Origin of the sequence: Blastococcus sp. TF02A-35, assembly GCF_004571075.1 — a bacterium.
In the GTDB taxonomy this organism is placed as follows: domain Bacteria; phylum Actinomycetota; class Actinomycetes; order Mycobacteriales; family Geodermatophilaceae; genus Blastococcus.
On record NZ_SPQP01000063.1, the window covers coordinates 1 to 14,640 of the forward strand.

The window sequence follows — 14,640 nt, forward strand, 5'->3', positions numbered from 1 at the left end:
CCCGCCAGTCCCGCGCCGCGGCGACCAGCCGCCCGACGAGGGCGGCCAGCAGGGACTCCCCCTCCGCGGCCGACGCCCCCGCGGGGTCCCCGAGCACCCCGTTCGGGCTGACCGCCCGGACGCCCTCGGCCCGCATCCGCGGCAGCAGCTCGCGCAGCGGCGCGGTCTCCCCCGCCTGGGCCCGCTCCTCGTGGACCACACCTGGTTCCACGTGCAACATCAGTGACGTCTCCGTGCGCCCGGCGTGCGCGTCACCGCCCGGGACGGCGAGCGGCCACCACGCGACGTCCCGCCCCTCCTCGCGCAGCTGCGGCACCGCGGTCCGCAGGGCGAAGAAGTTGCCGCCGTGGCCGTTGACCACCAGCAGCCGCCCCGCCCACCGGCCCGCCGAGCGCCCCAGCTCCACCAGCAGCGTGGTGAGCGCCTCGGTGCCGATCGACACCGTCCCCGGGAAGCCCTCGTGCTCCCCGCTGGCCCCGTAGGCGACCGCCGGGGCCAGCAGCGCGCCGTCGATCCCGGGCACCGCGGCCCGCGCCACCGCCTCCGCCGTCCGGGTGTCGGTCGCCAGCGGCAGGTGCGGGCCGTGCTGCTCCACCGCCCCCAGCGGGACGACCAGCACGGGCCGCTCGGGCATCTCCGACCAGGTGGTGGACGCGAGGGTGCTCACCGACCGAGCCTCGCACGGCGGCAGACTGGGGCCGTGCCTCCCCGTCGCTGCCCCTGCGGATCCGGACTGCCCTACGACGGGTGCTGCGGTCCGCTGCACGCCGGTGAGCGGGCGGCGGCGACCGCCGAGCAGCTCATGCGCTCCCGCTACAGCGCCTTCGCGGTCGGGGACCCGTCCTACCTGCTGGCCACCTGGCACCCCACCACCCGCCCGCGCGACCTGGAGCTGGACCCGGGCACCCGCTGGACCGGGCTGCAGGTCGTGTCCACCGCCGGCGGCGGCATGCTCGCGGCCGAGGGCACGGTGGAGTTCGTGGCGCGGTACGTGCACGACGGCGCCGCCGGGGAGCAGCGCGAGCGCAGCCGGTTCGTCCGCGAGGGTGGCGCCTGGCGGTACGTCGACGCCACCTGACCCGGGTGTCGGCGGCAGGACGGCGGGGCACTGGGACGTCATGACGACGGAAGACACCCGCAAGGTCGCCGAGCTGATCAAGGGGGAGCGCTTCGGCTTCCTCACCACCATCGCGCCCGGCGGAAAGCTCACCAGCCGCCCGATGACGCTGCAGGAGGTCGAGTTCGACGGCGACCTCTGGTTCTACGCCGAGCGCAGCTCGCACCCGGTGGCGCACATCGCCGCGCAGCCGCAGGTGAACGTCGGTGTGGGCTCCGGCGGCACCTGGGTGTCGCTGACCGGGCACGCGGTCGTCGTCGACGACGTGGCGAAGAAGAAGGAGCTGTGGAACGGCGGCGTCGAGGCCTGGTTCCCGAACGGCCCCGAGGACCCGGAGGTCGTGCTGATCAAGGTCGAGGGCGACTCCGCGGAGTACTGGGACAGCCCTGGCGGCCGGCTGGCGACGGCGTTCAGCTTCGTGAAGGCGAAGGCGACCGGCCAGCGCATCGACGCCGGCGAGAACGAGAAGGTCGAGCTCTAGGGCTCAGGACACCGACGAGGCGGCGACGTCCAGGGCGGCGCTCGCCTCGCCGGCCGGCTGCGGGCGGGCGAAGAGGAAGCCCTGCGCCAGCCCGCAGTTCAGGTCGCGCAGCGCCGTCCGCTGCCCGTCGGTCTCCACGCCCTCGGCGACGACGTCGAGGCCGAGGGTGCGGGCGAGCTCGACGATCGAGGCGATCAGCGTGGTCGCCGACCGGCCGCCGGGCAGGTCGGTGACGAAGCTGCGGTCGATCTTGAGCACGTCCGCGGGGAGCTTGCGCAGGTAGGACAGGCTGGAGAAGCCGGTGCCGAAGTCGTCGATGGCGATCCGGACGCCCAGCGCCCGCAGCGCCTCCAGCTGGGTGACGACCGCGTCGACGTCGCGGACCAGCACGCCCTCGGTGAGCTCGAGGGTCAGCAGCTCCGCGGGGAAGCCGCTGGCGGTCAGCGCGTCCACCACGTCGGCGACGACGTCGGTGTCGAACAGCTGCCGCGGCGAGAGGTTGACCGCCATCCGCACCTCGGTGCCCCGCTCGCGGATCCAGGCGGCGCCCTGGTCGAGGGCGGTGCGCAGCACCCAGCGGCCGATCGCGACGATGGCGCCGCTCTCCTCGGCCAGCGGCACGAACTCCGCCGGCGGGACGAGGCCGCGCTCGGGGTGGCGCCACCGCACCAGCGCCTCGAAGCCGGTGGTGCGGCCGTCGGAGAGCCGCACGGTCGGCTGGTAGTGCAGCTCCAGCTGGTCCTCGGGGACGGCGGTGAGCAGGTCCTGCTGCAGCCCGGCCCGCCGTCGGGCCGCCTCGGCCATGCCGTCGGCGTAGCCCACCAGCCGGTTCTTGCCCTGCGCCTTGGCCAGGTGCATCGCGAGGTCGGCGTTGCGCAGCAGCGCGCCGGCGGTGCGGTCGTCCTCGGTCGCCTCGGCCAGTCCGATGCTGGCGTGCACGGCGAGCAGGCCGTCGTCGACGGGCACCGGCATGGCGAGGGACACCAGGACCCGCTCGCCGACCGCGTGCGCGACGTCGGCGTCACCGGCCACCACGACGGCGAACTCGTCGCCACCGATCCGCGCGACGACGTCGCCGGGCCGGACGCAGGCGCGCAGCCGCTGCGCGACCACGCGGAGGAGCTCGTCGCCGGCGGCGTGGCCGCGGCTGTCGTTCACGTCCTTGAAGTCGTCCACGTCGATGAACAGCACGCTGACCGGCCCGCCCCGCTCCAGCGCCCGGGAGGTGACCTCCTCGAGCTGGGTGCGGCTGGCGAGCCCGGTGAGGGAGTCGCTGAGCTCCTGGTCCTCGTTGAGCCGCCACGCGGACAGGTGCGCGAGGCTGGCGGCCAGCACGAAGGCGGCGTGGATGCCGGCCCACAGCCAGGGCGACTGCCCGGCGCCGTGGCCGAACGCCTGGTGGGGGGGCCAGCGAGCCGACCAGACCGTGGTGCGCGCTCACGACCAGCAGCGCGATGCCGAAGGGCACCCAGCTCTGGTAGAGCGACACCACGCCGATCATCACGAAGAAGGAGAAGTGGGCCTCGGTCACGCCCGACCACAGGTGGGTCAGCGCGACGCAGGCGCCCATGAGCGAGACCGTGCTGGCCGCGGCGCGCGCGGATCGGCCGAGCGTCGGCAGGGTGGCCACCGCAGCGGGCACCGCGACGGCGGCGAGCACCAGGACGGCGGTCGGCTGGTCGTAGCCCCAGAACCAGGCGAGCAGGAGGAGGGCCACGCCGGAGGCGAAGCACAGCCGGACGATCGCGCGGTGCCGGCGCTCCCACACCGCGCGGGGCAGCCGACCACCCCGGGGCAGGAGGTGGCCCACCCGGACGGCCAGCTGCTCGATCACCCTCCCGGCATCGGCGACTCCCGGCTCTTCCTGGAGCGGCCGGACCCCCTCTCCCCCCGGAGGGGGAGGTGCTCAGCCCAGGGTGAGACCGGCCAGCGGCGACTCGTCGCAGGCCTTCGCGGGGATCGCCGGCATGCCGAGCAGCGTGGGCTGACCGCGGACGGGGCCGGTGTGCGAGTGGTCGATGTGGCTCTTCGGGGTGCCCAGCCCCAGGTCGCGGGCGGCCAGCGCCGTCTCCCCGTAGCCCTGGACGCACTCGGGGTCGGGGCCGTCCAGCGGCAGGCCCGTGAAGAACTTGGCCGCCATGCAGCCACCGCGGCAGGCGTCGAAGTGCGCGCACTTGGTGCACGCCCCGCCGGTCTGCGGGCTGCGCAGGTCGGCGAACAGCTCGGACTGCTGCCACACCCGCTGGAAGCCGCCCTCGTCGCGCACGTTGCCGGCGAGGAAGTTCTCGTGGATGGCGAACGGGCAGGCGTAGACGTCGCCCACCGGGTCGATCAGGCAGACCACCCGGCCGGCACCGCACAGGTTCAGGCCCGGCAGGGACTCCCCCAGCGCCGAGAGGTGGAAGAACGAGTCGCCGGTGAGCACCTTCTCGCCGTTGGCCAGCAGCCAGGCGTAGAGCTCGCGCTGCTGGGCCTGCGTGGGGTGCAGCTGGTCCCACACGTCGGCGCCCCGGCCGGACGGGCGGAAGCGGGTGATGCGCAGCTGGGCGCCGTAGCGGTCGGTGAGGGCCTTGAACTGGTCGAGCTGGGAGACGTTCTCCCGCGTGACGACGACGGAGACCTTGAAGTCCTTCATCCCGGCCTCGGCGAGGTTCTCCAGCGCGCGGGTGGCGGTGGCGAAGGAGCCGGCGCCGCGGACCCGGTCGTTGACCTCGGCGGTGGCGCCGTCCAGGGAGATCTGGACGTCGACGTAGTCGGTGGCCGCCAGCTGCGCGGCGCGCGCCTTGTCCAGCTTGATGCCGTTGGTGGAGAACTTGACGCCGACGTCGTGGCCGATGGCGTAGTCGAGCAGGTGCCAGAAGTCCGGCCGGACGGTGGGCTCGCCGCCGCCGACGTTGACGTAGAAGACCTGCATGCGCTGCAGCTCGTCGATGACGCCCTCTGCCTCGGCGGTGGAGAGCTCGCGCGGGTCGCGGCGTCCCGAGGAGGACAGGCAGTGCACGCACGCCAGGTTGCAGGCGTAGGTGAGCTCCCAGGTCAGGCAGATCGGCGCGTCCAGGCCGTACTCGAACTGGTCGATCAGCCGCCCGCCTTCGGGGCGCTGCGGGTGGGACGGCAGGACGGCGGTCACGGACGCACCTCGATCATCTGGGAACGGGCCAGGTCGGCCAGCGCCTTCACGTAGGCGCCGCGCTGGGCCTCGGGCACGCCGCAGGCGACCAGCGCCGCCTCGGCGGTGGGGTGGTCGGCCAGCGACGTGACGACGCTGACCAGGAGCTTCGACTTCAGGAAGGAGAGCTTCCGGTTGGCGAAGGAGTAGACCAGCGCACCGAACGGCTCGGGCCGGAGCGCGACCGAGCGGGACTGCCGCCAGGGCAGCGCCGGGTCGAACGCCGGGGCGGCGGTCACGGGAGCGAGCGGCTCAGTAGACGCCGCACATGCCGTCGATCGAGACCTCCTCGACCAGCGACTCCTCGACCAGGGCCTCCTCGGCGAGCGCGGTCACGGAGGGGGTGGCCTCGACGGCGGTGTCGACGACGGCGGTCTGCTCGGGCATCTGCACTCCTGGGTGAGCGAGGTCACTGGTCGGTCGGGCCGAGGCTAGTGGCACCGAGTGCCACCGAGCAAGGGACCCGTCGTACGGCGAAAGCATCCCCCCGGTGCCGCCGGACGGCAGGATGTGCGTGTGACCTCGACCGACGCGCCGACCGGGGCGCCGCGCGCCCGCGTCGAGCGCGCGGCCCTGGAGCTGTTCGCCTCGCGCGGCTTCGACGCGGTCACCGCCGACGAGGTCGCCGACGCCGCCGGGATCAGCCGGCGGACGTTCTTCCGCTACTACCCGACCAAGGCCGACGCCGTGTGGGGCGACTTCGCCGCGCACGTCGCGCGCCTGGAGCAGCTGCTGCGCGCGGCCGCACCGGGGCGGCCGGTGCTCGCCACGATCTGCTCCGCCTACGCCGAGGTGAACGACTACGGCGCCGCCGACCTCCCGGTCCTGCGCCAGCGGATGCGGCTCATCCTGACCGAGCCGGCGCTGCAGGCCCACTCCCAGCTGCGGTACGCCGAGATCGACCGCGTGGTGGCCGAGCACGTCGCGCGCAGCACCGGCGAGGACCCCGCCGGCCTGCTGCCGCGGCTGGTGGCCGCCAGCACCCGGGCCGCGGCCACCACCGCGTTCGCCACCTGGCTGGCCGACGAGCGCAGCGACCTGGGCCGGGAGCTGCACCGAGCCTTCGACGAGCTCGCCGCCGGGTTCCCCAGCCTGGGTGGCTGACCGGCCAGGTGTGGCGTGCGTCTCCCGTCCGTCGCTAGGGTGGCACTGAGTGCCACGCCGCAGGGCGAGGCGGACGACGGGAGACCGGGCAGTGGCGAACGCGTGGTTCGAGACGGTGGCCGAGGCGCAGCGGCGGGCGAAGAAGCGCCTGCCCAAGGGCGTGTACGGCGCGCTCCTGGCCGGCTCCGAGCGCGGGCTGACGGTGGAGGACAACACCGCCGCCTTCGGTGAGCTGGGCTTCGCCCCGCACAGCGCGGGCCTGGCCAACGAGCGGAACATGGCCGTCACCGTCATGGGCCAGGAGATCTCGCTGCCGGTGCTGATCAGCCCCACCGGCGTCCAGGCCGTGCACCCCGACGGCGAGGTCGCCGTCGCCCGGGCCGCGGCCAACCGCGGCACGGCGATGGGCCTGTCGTCGATGGCCAGCAAGCCGATGGAGGAGGTCATCGCCGCCAACCCGAAGACCTTCTTCCAGCTGTACTGGGTGGGCGACCGCGACACGATGGCCGCCAAGGTGGAGCGGGCCCGCCGCGCCGGCGCCGCCGGGCTGATCGCCACCCTCGACTGGTCGTTCTCCTACGGCCGGGACTGGGGCAGCCCGTTCATCCCGGAGAAGATCGACCTCGAGGCGGTGCGCCGCTACGCCCCGCAGGTCGCGCTCAAGCCGCGCTGGCTGTGGGAGTTCGCGAAGACCCGCAAGCTGCCCGACCTCACGGTCCCCAACATGGTGCCCACCCCCGGCGACCCGGCGCCCACCTTCTTCGGCGCCTACGGCCAGTGGATGAGTTCCCCCATGCCGACCTGGGAGGACGTCGCCTGGCTGCGGAGCCTCTGGCCGGAGGCCCCGTTCATGCTCAAGGGCGTCATGCGGGTCGACGACGCCCGGCGCGCGGTGGATGCCGGGGTCAGCGCGATCTCGGTCTCCAACCACGGCGGCAACAACCTCGACGGGACCCCGGCCTCGATCCGGGCGCTGCCCGCGATCGCCGAGGCGGTCGGCGACCAGGTCGAGGTGCTGCTCGACGGCGGCGTCCGCCGCGGTGGCGACGTCGCCAAGGCCCTCGCCCTCGGCGCCAAGGCGGTCATGATCGGTCGCGCCTACCTGTGGGGCCTCGCCGCCAACGGCCAGGCCGGCGTGGAGAACGTGCTGGACCTGATGCGCGACGGGCTGGGCTCGGCGATGGTCGGCCTCGGCCGGCCGAACGTCGCCGACCTCTGCCGCGAGGACCTCGTCATCCCCCCGGGCTTCGAGCAGCGCCTGGGCGAGACCGCCGTGGCGCGCGCCAGCGAGGACTCCTGACCCGTTCCGGATGGCAGGATCGGCACGTGACCGAGCCGGTGGCACGTGCCGAACTCCGCGTCTCCGACGCCGAGCGCGCCGCCGTGGCCGAGGGGCTGCGGCGCGCGCACGACGCGGGCCAGCTCGACCTGCACGAGTTCGACGAGAGGGTGCGCCAGGTGTGGGCCGCGCGCACCCGCGGTGAGCTCGCGCGGACGACCGCCGACCTCCCCGCCCTCCCGCCCCCGCCGGGACCGCGCAAGGCCTTCACCGACGACGACGCCGGCACCGCGATGAAGGTGCTGACGATCATCTGGCTCTGCATCAGCCTGGCGAACCTCGTCGTCTGGGGGATCCTCGAGCTCACCGTGGGCGGCATCCACCCGTGGTGGCTCTACGTGGCGGCCCCGCCGGGCGCGGTCCTGGGCACCCTCTACGCGATCGGCATCGGCCGCCCGAAGGGCTAGGCGACCGCCCCTAGCGGGCGGACCGGACGATGCGGTCGGGACGGACCACCACCGACGCACCGCGCAGCCAGGTGCCCAGCGTGCCGCTGGGGTCCTCGACGCGGACCTCGGCGCCGCCCCTCCGGACGACCAGGCCGGGTGTCAGCTCGGCCTCGCCGTCGCCCAGGACGTCGTCCAGGCGGCAGCGCGCGCCGTCCACCAGCACCTCGGGCTGCGGCACGAGCGATCCCGCGAGCCGACGGCCCGCGCGGCCACGCCGCTCGACCAGCGGCCCGCGGCGCAGCGGCGGGGTCCGGCTGTCGGTGGCCAGCCGGGCGACGGCGGGGATGCGCCGGACGACGGCCAGCACGGCACGGCGGGCGACCGCGGCACCGCGCCCTCCCCCGGTCATCAGCCCGCCGAGCAGCAGCGCCACCCGGATGAGCGCGCGGGCGTGCGGCTCGCGCTCGGCCTGGTAGGTGTCCAGCAGCTCCTCGGGCGCCGTCCCGTCCAGCACGGCGGCGAGCTTCCAGGCCAGCTGGTGCACGTCGCGCAGCCCCAGCCCCAGGCCCTGGCCGACGAACGGCGGGCTGAGGTGCGCGGCGTCCCCGGCGAGCAGCACCCGCCCGGCCCGCCATTGGTCGGCGACCTGCGCGCGGTAGGTGTACTCGACCGCCCGCAGCACCTCGACGTCGGCGACCGGCACCCGGAGCCCCGCCAGCCGGTCCGGCGCGGTCAGGTCGGCCGCGGTCTCGCCCGGCAGCAGCCGGAACTCCCACCGGTACCGGTCGCCGGTGACCGGCATGAACGTCGAGGCGCGGTGCGGGTCGCAGACCTGGTGCACGCCCGGCCACAGGCCCAGCGGCCGGTCCGACCGGACGTCGAGCACCAGCCAGCGGTCGGCCCGCCCCAGGTCGCGCATGCGGGCACCGAGGAGGTCGCGCACCGTGCTGTTCGCACCGTCGCAGCCCAGGACGGCCGCCGCCCGGACGGACCGGTCCTCCCCCGTCGCCCGCTCCCGGGCCGCCACGGTCACCGCCGCACCGTCGTCGGCCAGCCCGGTGACCTCCACGCCCCGCCGGACGTCGACCCGCGGGTCCGCGGCCACGGCGTCGGCCAGCACCGCCTCGAGGTCGGGCTGGTGCACGAACGACCCCTGCGGCCAGCCGTTCGTGCCCGCGTCCGGGGCGCGGCGGAACTCCGCGAGCACGCGGTGCCCGCCGTCGAGCAGCCGGAGGCCGGCCATCGGCCGGGTCAGCGGCGCCAGGGCGTCGGCGACCCCGGCGGCCTGCAGCACCCGGTGAACCTCGTCGTCCAGGTGCACCGCCCGCGGCAGCCGGTAGGGCTCCCGGTGCCGCTCCAGCACCACGACGTCGACTCCGCGACGGGCGAGCAGCAGCGCCGCGGTCAGCCCGACCGGCCCGGCGCCCACCACGACCACGGGGACGCCGGACACCGGACCAGTGTGCGGCACCGGTGTCGCGGCCGGCCCGCGGAGGAGATCTTGACGGGCCGACCCCCGCTCACCAGGCTGTGAGCCAGGGCACACGGCGAGCGGCCGCGCGACCTGTCGCCCGCGACGGCGCGGGCCTAGGGAGAGGAACTGGGTTGAAGACCAAGGGCGCGATTCTGTGGGGCGTGGGCGAGGAGTGGTCGATCGAGGAGATCGAGCTGGGTGACCCGCGCGCGGGCGAGGTGCAGGTCCAGCTCGCCGCCTCCGGGCTGTGCCACAGCGACGAGCACCTGGTCACCGGCGGTACGCCGGTCGCCTCCTACCCGGTGATCGGCGGGCACGAGGGCGCCGGCATCGTCACCAAGGTGGGGCCGGGGGTCACCGGGCTCAAGGAGGGCGACCACGTCGTCACGGCGTTCATCCCCGCCTGCGGCCAGTGCCCGCCCTGCTCGCGCGGGCAGCAGAACCTCTGCGACCTGGGCGCGAACCTCCTGGCCGGCACCTCGATCTCCGACGGCAGCTTCCGCATCCAGGCCAAGGGCAAGGACGTCATCCCGATGTGCCTGCTCGGGACCTTCTCGCCCTACATCACCGTGCACCAGGCGTCCGTCGTGCGGATCGAGCCCGACATCCCGCTCGAGATCGCCGCGCTCGTCGGCTGCGGCGTGACCACCGGCTGGGGCTCGGCGACCAAGGTCGCCGACGTCCGCCCCGGCGAGAACGTGGTCGTCATGGGCGCCGGCGGCGTCGGCATGAACGCCGTCCAGGGCGCGGCGGCGGCCGGCGCCAAGCGCGTCATGGTCATCGACCCGGTCGCCGCCAAGCGCGAGTGGGCGATGGACCTGGGCGCCACGCACACCTTCGCGAGCATGGAGGAGGCCGCCCCGGCGATCAACGAGCTGACGTGGGGCCGGATGGCGGAGAAGACGATCATCACCGTCGGCGACATCCAGGGCGAGGACATCGCCGCGGCCCTGAGCGTGACCGGCAAGGGCGGCCGCGCCGTCGTCACCGGCATGGGCAACTACGCCAACGTGGACGTGAAGCTCAGCCTCTTCGAGCTCACGCTGCTGCAGAAGGACCTGCAGGGCGCCATCTTCGGCGGCCTGGCCCCGCGCAACGCCATCCCCGAGCTGCTCTCCCTCTACCAGGAGGGGCAGCTCAAGCTCGACGAGCTGGTGACCACCCGCTACAAGCTGGAGGACGTCAACCAGGGCTACCAGGACATGCGCGACGGCAAGAACATCCGCGGGATGATCGTCTACACCGACGCCGACAGGTGACCGGCGGCCGGCCCTCGCTCAGCCCAGCAGCCGGGTGAGGGCCGGTCCCAGGTCGGTCAGCGACCGCACCGCCGCGAGCGTTCCGCCGCCGCGGCCGGCGAGCGCCCGGGAGGCGGCCAGCGCCTCGCTCCCCTCAGCGGCTCCGGGCAGCGGGCACAGCACGTCCAGCCGGTCGATGCCGGCGAGCGCCTGGGCCGCCGGGTCGCCGGCCGTGGAGAGACAGTCCGACAGGAGCACCACGACGCGCTCGTCGGCGTGCGCCGCCGCGCGCAGCTGGCCCGCGGCCGCCCGGAGCGCAGCGGCCACGTCGGTGCGCCCGTGCCCCCGCAGGCCGACGAGGGCGAGCACGAGGTCCTCGGGCGCACGGTGCCGGCCCTGCTGCTGCAGCACCTCCACCCGGTCGGCGAACGCCAGCACGCTCGTCTGCAGCCGCTCGCCGGCAGCCAGGACGACGCCGGCCGCGGCCACCGCGGCGATGGCCACCCCCAGCCCGCCCATCGATCCCGACCGGTCCACGACCAGGCACACCGCCCGTCGGGAGCCGGTCCACCGCCGCGCCACCAGGTCCTCCGGCGCGGGGGGCCACCGCCCGTCCCAGCGGTCCAGCGTCCGCTCGACGTCGAGGTCGCCGTCCCCGCCGCGGGCCGGCGCCAGCCGCCGGGTGCCCCTGCTCCGGGCGGCCCCCACCCGCCCCACCTGGACGAAGACCCGGGCCGCCAGCCGGCGCGCGGCCGACCGCAGCTCCCGGTCGGTGGCCAGCGCGAGGTCGGCCAGCAGCGCCGCCGCCGCGTCCGGGTCGGCACCCATGAGCGCGGCGAAGGCCTCCTCGTCGAGCTCCCCGACCTCCGGGCTGACCTCGTCGAAGGAGGGGTGGCGCAGCTGCAGCTCCCGCCGCGCCGTCTGCCGCGGCCCGCGGCGACCGGCCCGGTCCCGCCTGGCCTCCCCGGTCTCCGGGCCTGCCGCCTCAGGCGGCAGGCCCTCCCCTTTTCCCGGGCCGTCCCCGGCCGGCAGCGGGACCTCGCCCCGCGGGCCCGGCTCCTCCGACGGCGGTTCGGCGTCCACCGGCCAGACCCGGTCCAGCAGCTCGTCCAGCACGCTCTCCGCGGTCCGTTCCACGCCCTCGGTCACCCGGACGCGGCCGGACAGCGCCGCGTGCAGCGCGTCCCGCGCCGCCTCGCGCGCGCCGGGGTCCTCCAGCCGGGCCACGCCGCGCAGCCGGAGCAGGCCGTCGAGCAGCAGGACCAGGTCGATCGCGCCGCGCACCGAGGAGCCGGTGCGCAGGTCGCGGTGCTCCCGCGTCGCCCGCACCAGGGCGACGGCCAGCTCGACCCGGCGCGGGCGGCCACCGGTGACCGCCGCGACGATCTCGCGCTCGCCCGCCTCGTCCTGGTAGCCGAGCACCACCCGGCACATGCGGTCGGCGATCGCCTGGCCCACCCGCGCGGTGCCGACGGCGTCGAAGGGGTTCATGGCTGCGATCAGCCGGAACCCCGCCGTCGCCCGCACGACACCGAGCCGCGGCACAGCGATCTCGCCCTCGGTGAGCACCGTGATGAGGACGTTGAGCGTCTCCTCCGGGATCCGGTTCAGCTCCTCCAGGTAGAGCAGGCCGGAGCCGCGCATCGCGGTGAGCAGCGGCCCGTCGACGAAGCTGCCGGCGACGTAGCCCTCGGTCATCACCGCGGCCGGGTCGTAGGAGCCGACCAGCCGGGCGGGGGTCAGCTCTGCGTTGCCCTCCACGAAGACCACGTCGTGCCCGGTCTCCCCGGCCACGGCGCGGAGCAGGGTGGACTTGCCGGTGCCGGGCGGCCCCTCCAGCACCACGTGCCGGTTGGTCTCCAGCGCCACGGTGAGCACCTCGCGCTCGCGCCGCAGCCCGATGACCGGGCCGGGCAGCGCGCTCCCGTCGCTCACCTGGTCCCCCTCGTCCGCTCGGCGCCGCCGAGTCTGCCCTGGCCGGCCCCCGCCGGGAAGCCGCGCGGCACCAGCGGCCGCCCCGCGCCCGCCGCCCGGGGGTCCAGCGGGACGGCGCTGGCCAGTACGGCGGGGCCGAGCCGCAGCACGCCGTCGGACAGCGCGGCGCAGCGGACCCCGGCCCGCCCCCGCAGCCCGCGGTGCGCCCCCGGCGCCAGGACGACGTCCAACCACGCGCACGGGTTCGCCGGCCGGCCGCCGCGGAGCAGCACCGCGCCCTCCCCGCAGTCCAGGGCGAACTCCTGGCCGCGCAGCGCCTCCACCTCGGCACCGCGCAGCACCACGTTCCGCCGCGCCAGCAGCGGGTCCAGCGGGCCGCTGCCCAGCTCCGCGGCGAGCTGCTCCAGCGACTCGGCCGCCAGCACGGTGACCTGCGCGTCGCGGTGGGCGGCCCTGCCCGCGTAGCGGTCCCCGACGACGCCGTGGCCCGCCCGGACCTCCAGCCGCTCCCGCCGGTCGGCCGCCTGCTCCGGCGTCGCCGTCCCCGGGCGGCCGTCGTACCGGTGCTCCGGGGAGGCGAGCAGGCCCACCACCTCGACGTCGTACCGGTGCGGCAGGTCGGTCACCGGTCGGCGCTGCGGTGGATCGGGCCCTCGGTCCCGGCCAGCCGCTCGCCCGTACCGCCCCAGCGCCCGGCGATGATCTCCGCCGCGATCGACACCGCCGTCTCCTCCGGGGTGCGGGCGCCCAGGTCCAGCCCGATGGGCGAGGAGAGCCGGCCGAGCTCCTGCTCGGTCAGGCCCGCCTCGCGCAGCCGCGCGAGCCGCTCGTCGTGCGTCCGCCGCGAGCCCATGGCGCCCACGTAGGCCACCGGCGTCCGCAGGGCGACCTCCAGCAGCGGGACGTCGAACTTCGGGTCGTGGGTGAGCACGCACAGCACGGTGCGCTCGTCCAGGCGGCCGGCCCCGACCTCGGCCTGCAGGTAGCGGTGCGGCCACTCGACGACCACCTCGTGCGCCTCCGGGAAGCGCTTCGGCGTCGCGAACACCGGCCGGGCGTCGCAGACGGTGACCCGGTAGCCGAGGAAGGCGCCGACCCGCGCGACGGCGGCGGCGAAGTCGATGGCGCCGAAGACGACCATCCGCGCCGCCGGGGCGAAGGAGTTCACGAACAGGGCCAGGTCGTCGCCGCGCCGCTCGCCGTCGTGCCCGACGTGCAGCAGGGCGGTGCGGCCGGCGGCGAGCATGCCGCGGGCGTCGTCGGCGACGGCGTCGTCCAGCCGCTGGGAGCCGAGCGTCCCGGACGCGCGGTCGGGCCAGAGGACCAGCCGCCGGCCGAGCCGGTCGTCCGGCCCCGCCACCACGGTGACGACGGCGACCGGCTCGTGCCGGCCCACCGACTCGGCGACCTCGCCGAGCTCGGGGAAGGACTCCCGGGAGACCGGCTCGACGAAGACGTCGAGGATCCCCCCGCAGGTCAGGCCGACGGCGAAGGCGTCGTCGTCGCTCACCCCGTAGCGCTGCAGCACCGGGCTGCCGGTCGCGACGGCGTCCCGGGCCTCCTCGTAGACCGCGCCCTCGACGCAGCCGCCGGAGACGCTGCCCACCGCGGTGCCGTCGGGGCCGACCAGCATCGAGGCACCGGCCGGCCGCGGCGCGGACCGCCAGGTGCCCACGACGGTGCCCATGCCGACGGTCTCACCCGCCTGCCACCAGCCCACGAGCTCGTCCAGGACGTCACGCATCGCAGCTCCCCCTAGGCACGGGCGATCACCTCCGACAGCTCCTCGAACGCGGCCATGCTGTGCCCGGCCACGAAGTGGTCCACCGCCGGGAGCGCCGCCTGCATCCCGCCGGTCAGCGGCTCGTAGCCGACCCGGCCCTTGTGCGGGTTCACCCAGACCACCGCGTGCGCCAGCCGCCGCAAGCGGGCCATCTGCTCGCCCAGCAGCGCCGCGTCGCCCCGCTCCCAGCCGTCGCTGCAGACGACGACCACCGCGCCGCGCGCGGTCCCCCGCTGCCCCCAGCGGTCGAGGAAGGCCTTGAGCACCTCGCCGAGCCGGGTGCCGCCGGACCAGTCGGGGATCGCCTGCCCGCTCGCCTCCAGCGCCCGGTCGGCGTCCCGCCGTCGCAGCTCACGGGTGAGCCGGGTGAGCCGCGTGCCCACCGTGAACACCTCGGTCGAGGTGGGCCGTGCCCGCACGGCGGCGTGCGCGAAGCGCAGCAGGGCGTCGGCGTAGGGAGCCATGGAGCCGGACACGTCGACCAGCAGCACCACCCGCCGCGGCCTCCGCCGCGCCCGCCGGTGCAGCAGCCGGCTCACCTCGCCGCCGTCGCGCAGCGCCCGGCGCACCGTCCGCGCCGGGTGGACCGGGCCGCGCGCCGACGGGAGATC

The 14,640-nt window shown here is 75.6% G+C and carries 16 protein-coding genes; 6 read left to right on the plus strand and 10 right to left on the minus strand.

The window, feature by feature from the left end; translation table 11 throughout:
• Positions 1 to 667, minus strand: a 667-nt coding sequence (mftE, locus tag E4P43_RS20295; protein ID WP_245159257.1) for a mycofactocin biosynthesis peptidyl-dipeptidase MftE, incomplete at its 3' end; no start/stop codon positions are given.
• A gap of 33 nt (positions 668 to 700) precedes the next feature.
• On the opposite strand from mftE, the gene E4P43_RS20300 reads away from it, so the two are divergent.
• On the plus strand, positions 701 to 1,078 hold the full coding sequence (locus tag E4P43_RS20300; RefSeq protein WP_209313969.1) for a YchJ family protein: 378 nt from the start codon (positions 701 to 703) through the stop codon (positions 1,076 to 1,078).
• A 40-nt stretch (positions 1,079 to 1,118) separates the two neighbouring features.
• On the plus strand, positions 1,119 to 1,598 hold the full coding sequence (locus tag E4P43_RS18875; protein WP_135147063.1) for a pyridoxamine 5'-phosphate oxidase family protein: 480 nt from the start codon (positions 1,119 to 1,121) through the stop codon (positions 1,596 to 1,598).
• A 3-nt stretch (positions 1,599 to 1,601) separates the two neighbouring features.
• On the opposite strand, the gene E4P43_RS18880 is transcribed toward E4P43_RS18875, so the two are convergent.
• From E4P43_RS18880 to mftA, 4 genes are all read right to left on the minus strand, one after another.
• A complete protein-coding gene (locus E4P43_RS18880) occupies positions 1,602 to 2,933 on the minus strand; it encodes an EAL domain-containing protein (protein ID WP_167759247.1) in 1,332 nt (443 codons plus the stop codon).
• A gap of 571 nt (positions 2,934 to 3,504) precedes the next feature.
• On the minus strand, positions 3,505 to 4,728 hold the full coding sequence (gene mftC, locus E4P43_RS18885; protein WP_135147065.1) for a mycofactocin radical SAM maturase: 1,224 nt from the start codon (positions 4,726 to 4,728) through the stop codon (positions 3,505 to 3,507).
• Complete coding sequence (gene mftB, locus E4P43_RS18890) at positions 4,725 to 5,006, minus strand: mycofactocin biosynthesis chaperone MftB (protein WP_135147066.1); 282 nt, start codon at positions 5,004 to 5,006, stop codon at positions 4,725 to 4,727. The genes mftC and mftB overlap by 4 nt, the downstream gene beginning before the upstream one ends.
• A gap of 13 nt (positions 5,007 to 5,019) precedes the next feature.
• Positions 5,020 to 5,154: a mycofactocin precursor MftA gene (mftA, locus tag E4P43_RS20705; protein ID WP_245159258.1), complete on the minus strand. Its 135-nt coding sequence runs from the start codon at positions 5,152 to 5,154 to the stop codon at positions 5,020 to 5,022.
• A gap of 129 nt (positions 5,155 to 5,283) precedes the next feature.
• Here mftA and mftR point away from each other — a divergent pair, with 129 nt between their 5' ends.
• The 3 genes from mftR to E4P43_RS18910 all read left to right on the plus strand — a co-directional run bounded on the left by mftR (position 5,284) and on the right by E4P43_RS18910 (position 7,617).
• On the plus strand, positions 5,284 to 5,871 hold the full coding sequence (mftR, locus tag E4P43_RS18900) for a mycofactocin system transcriptional regulator (RefSeq protein ID WP_245159259.1): 588 nt from the start codon (positions 5,284 to 5,286) through the stop codon (positions 5,869 to 5,871).
• Between the two features lie 91 nt (positions 5,872 to 5,962).
• Positions 5,963 to 7,171: a pre-mycofactocin synthase MftD gene (gene mftD, locus E4P43_RS18905; protein ID WP_135147068.1), complete on the plus strand. Its 1,209-nt coding sequence runs from the start codon at positions 5,963 to 5,965 to the stop codon at positions 7,169 to 7,171.
• Between the two features lie 26 nt (positions 7,172 to 7,197).
• Positions 7,198 to 7,617 (plus strand): DUF1707 domain-containing protein, encoded by a 420-nt coding sequence (locus tag E4P43_RS18910; protein ID WP_167759248.1) that lies wholly within the window; start codon positions 7,198 to 7,200, stop codon positions 7,615 to 7,617.
• A gap of 10 nt (positions 7,618 to 7,627) precedes the next feature.
• Here E4P43_RS18910 and E4P43_RS18915 read toward each other — a convergent pair whose 3' ends face one another.
• Positions 7,628 to 9,052, minus strand: coding sequence for a bifunctional 3-(3-hydroxy-phenyl)propionate/3-hydroxycinnamic acid hydroxylase (locus E4P43_RS18915; protein WP_135147070.1), 1,425 nt, complete (start codon positions 9,050 to 9,052; stop codon positions 7,628 to 7,630).
• Between the two features lie 152 nt (positions 9,053 to 9,204).
• On the opposite strand from E4P43_RS18915, the gene E4P43_RS18920 reads away from it, so the two are divergent.
• Complete coding sequence (locus E4P43_RS18920) at positions 9,205 to 10,332, plus strand: NDMA-dependent alcohol dehydrogenase (protein WP_135147071.1); 1,128 nt, start codon at positions 9,205 to 9,207, stop codon at positions 10,330 to 10,332.
• A gap of 18 nt (positions 10,333 to 10,350) precedes the next feature.
• Here the strand turns inward: E4P43_RS18920 and E4P43_RS18925 are convergent, their stop codons facing one another.
• The 4 genes from E4P43_RS18925 to E4P43_RS18940 all read right to left on the minus strand — a co-directional run.
• On the minus strand, positions 10,351 to 12,246 hold the full coding sequence (locus E4P43_RS18925) for a MoxR family ATPase (RefSeq protein ID WP_135147072.1): 1,896 nt from the start codon (positions 12,244 to 12,246) through the stop codon (positions 10,351 to 10,353).
• Positions 12,243 to 12,872: an MOSC domain-containing protein gene (locus E4P43_RS18930; RefSeq protein ID WP_245159260.1), complete on the minus strand. Its 630-nt coding sequence runs from the start codon at positions 12,870 to 12,872 to the stop codon at positions 12,243 to 12,245. The genes E4P43_RS18925 and E4P43_RS18930 overlap by 4 nt, the downstream gene beginning before the upstream one ends.
• Entirely contained in the window at positions 12,869 to 13,990 is a 1,122-nt protein-coding gene (locus tag E4P43_RS18935) for an XdhC/CoxI family protein (protein WP_135147073.1), read from the minus strand. Before E4P43_RS18935 ends, E4P43_RS18930 begins: the two co-directional genes overlap by 4 nt.
• A gap of 11 nt (positions 13,991 to 14,001) precedes the next feature.
• A partial coding sequence (locus tag E4P43_RS18940) for a VWA domain-containing protein (RefSeq protein WP_135147074.1) occupies positions 14,002 to 14,640 on the minus strand: 639 nt, incomplete at its 5' end.

Bases quoted from the DNA above. Each gene is read 5' to 3' on its own strand.
- E4P43_RS18875 (WP_135147063.1), top strand. From the start codon at position 1,119: ATGACGACGGAAGACACCCGCAAGGTCGCCGAGCTGATCAAGGGGGAG.
- mftA (WP_245159258.1), bottom strand. From the start codon at position 5,154: ATGCCCGAGCAGACCGCCGTCGTCGACACCGCCGTCGAGGCCACCCCC.
- E4P43_RS18935 (WP_135147073.1), bottom strand. From the start codon at position 13,990: ATGCGTGACGTCCTGGACGAGCTCGTGGGCTGGTGGCAGGCGGGTGAG.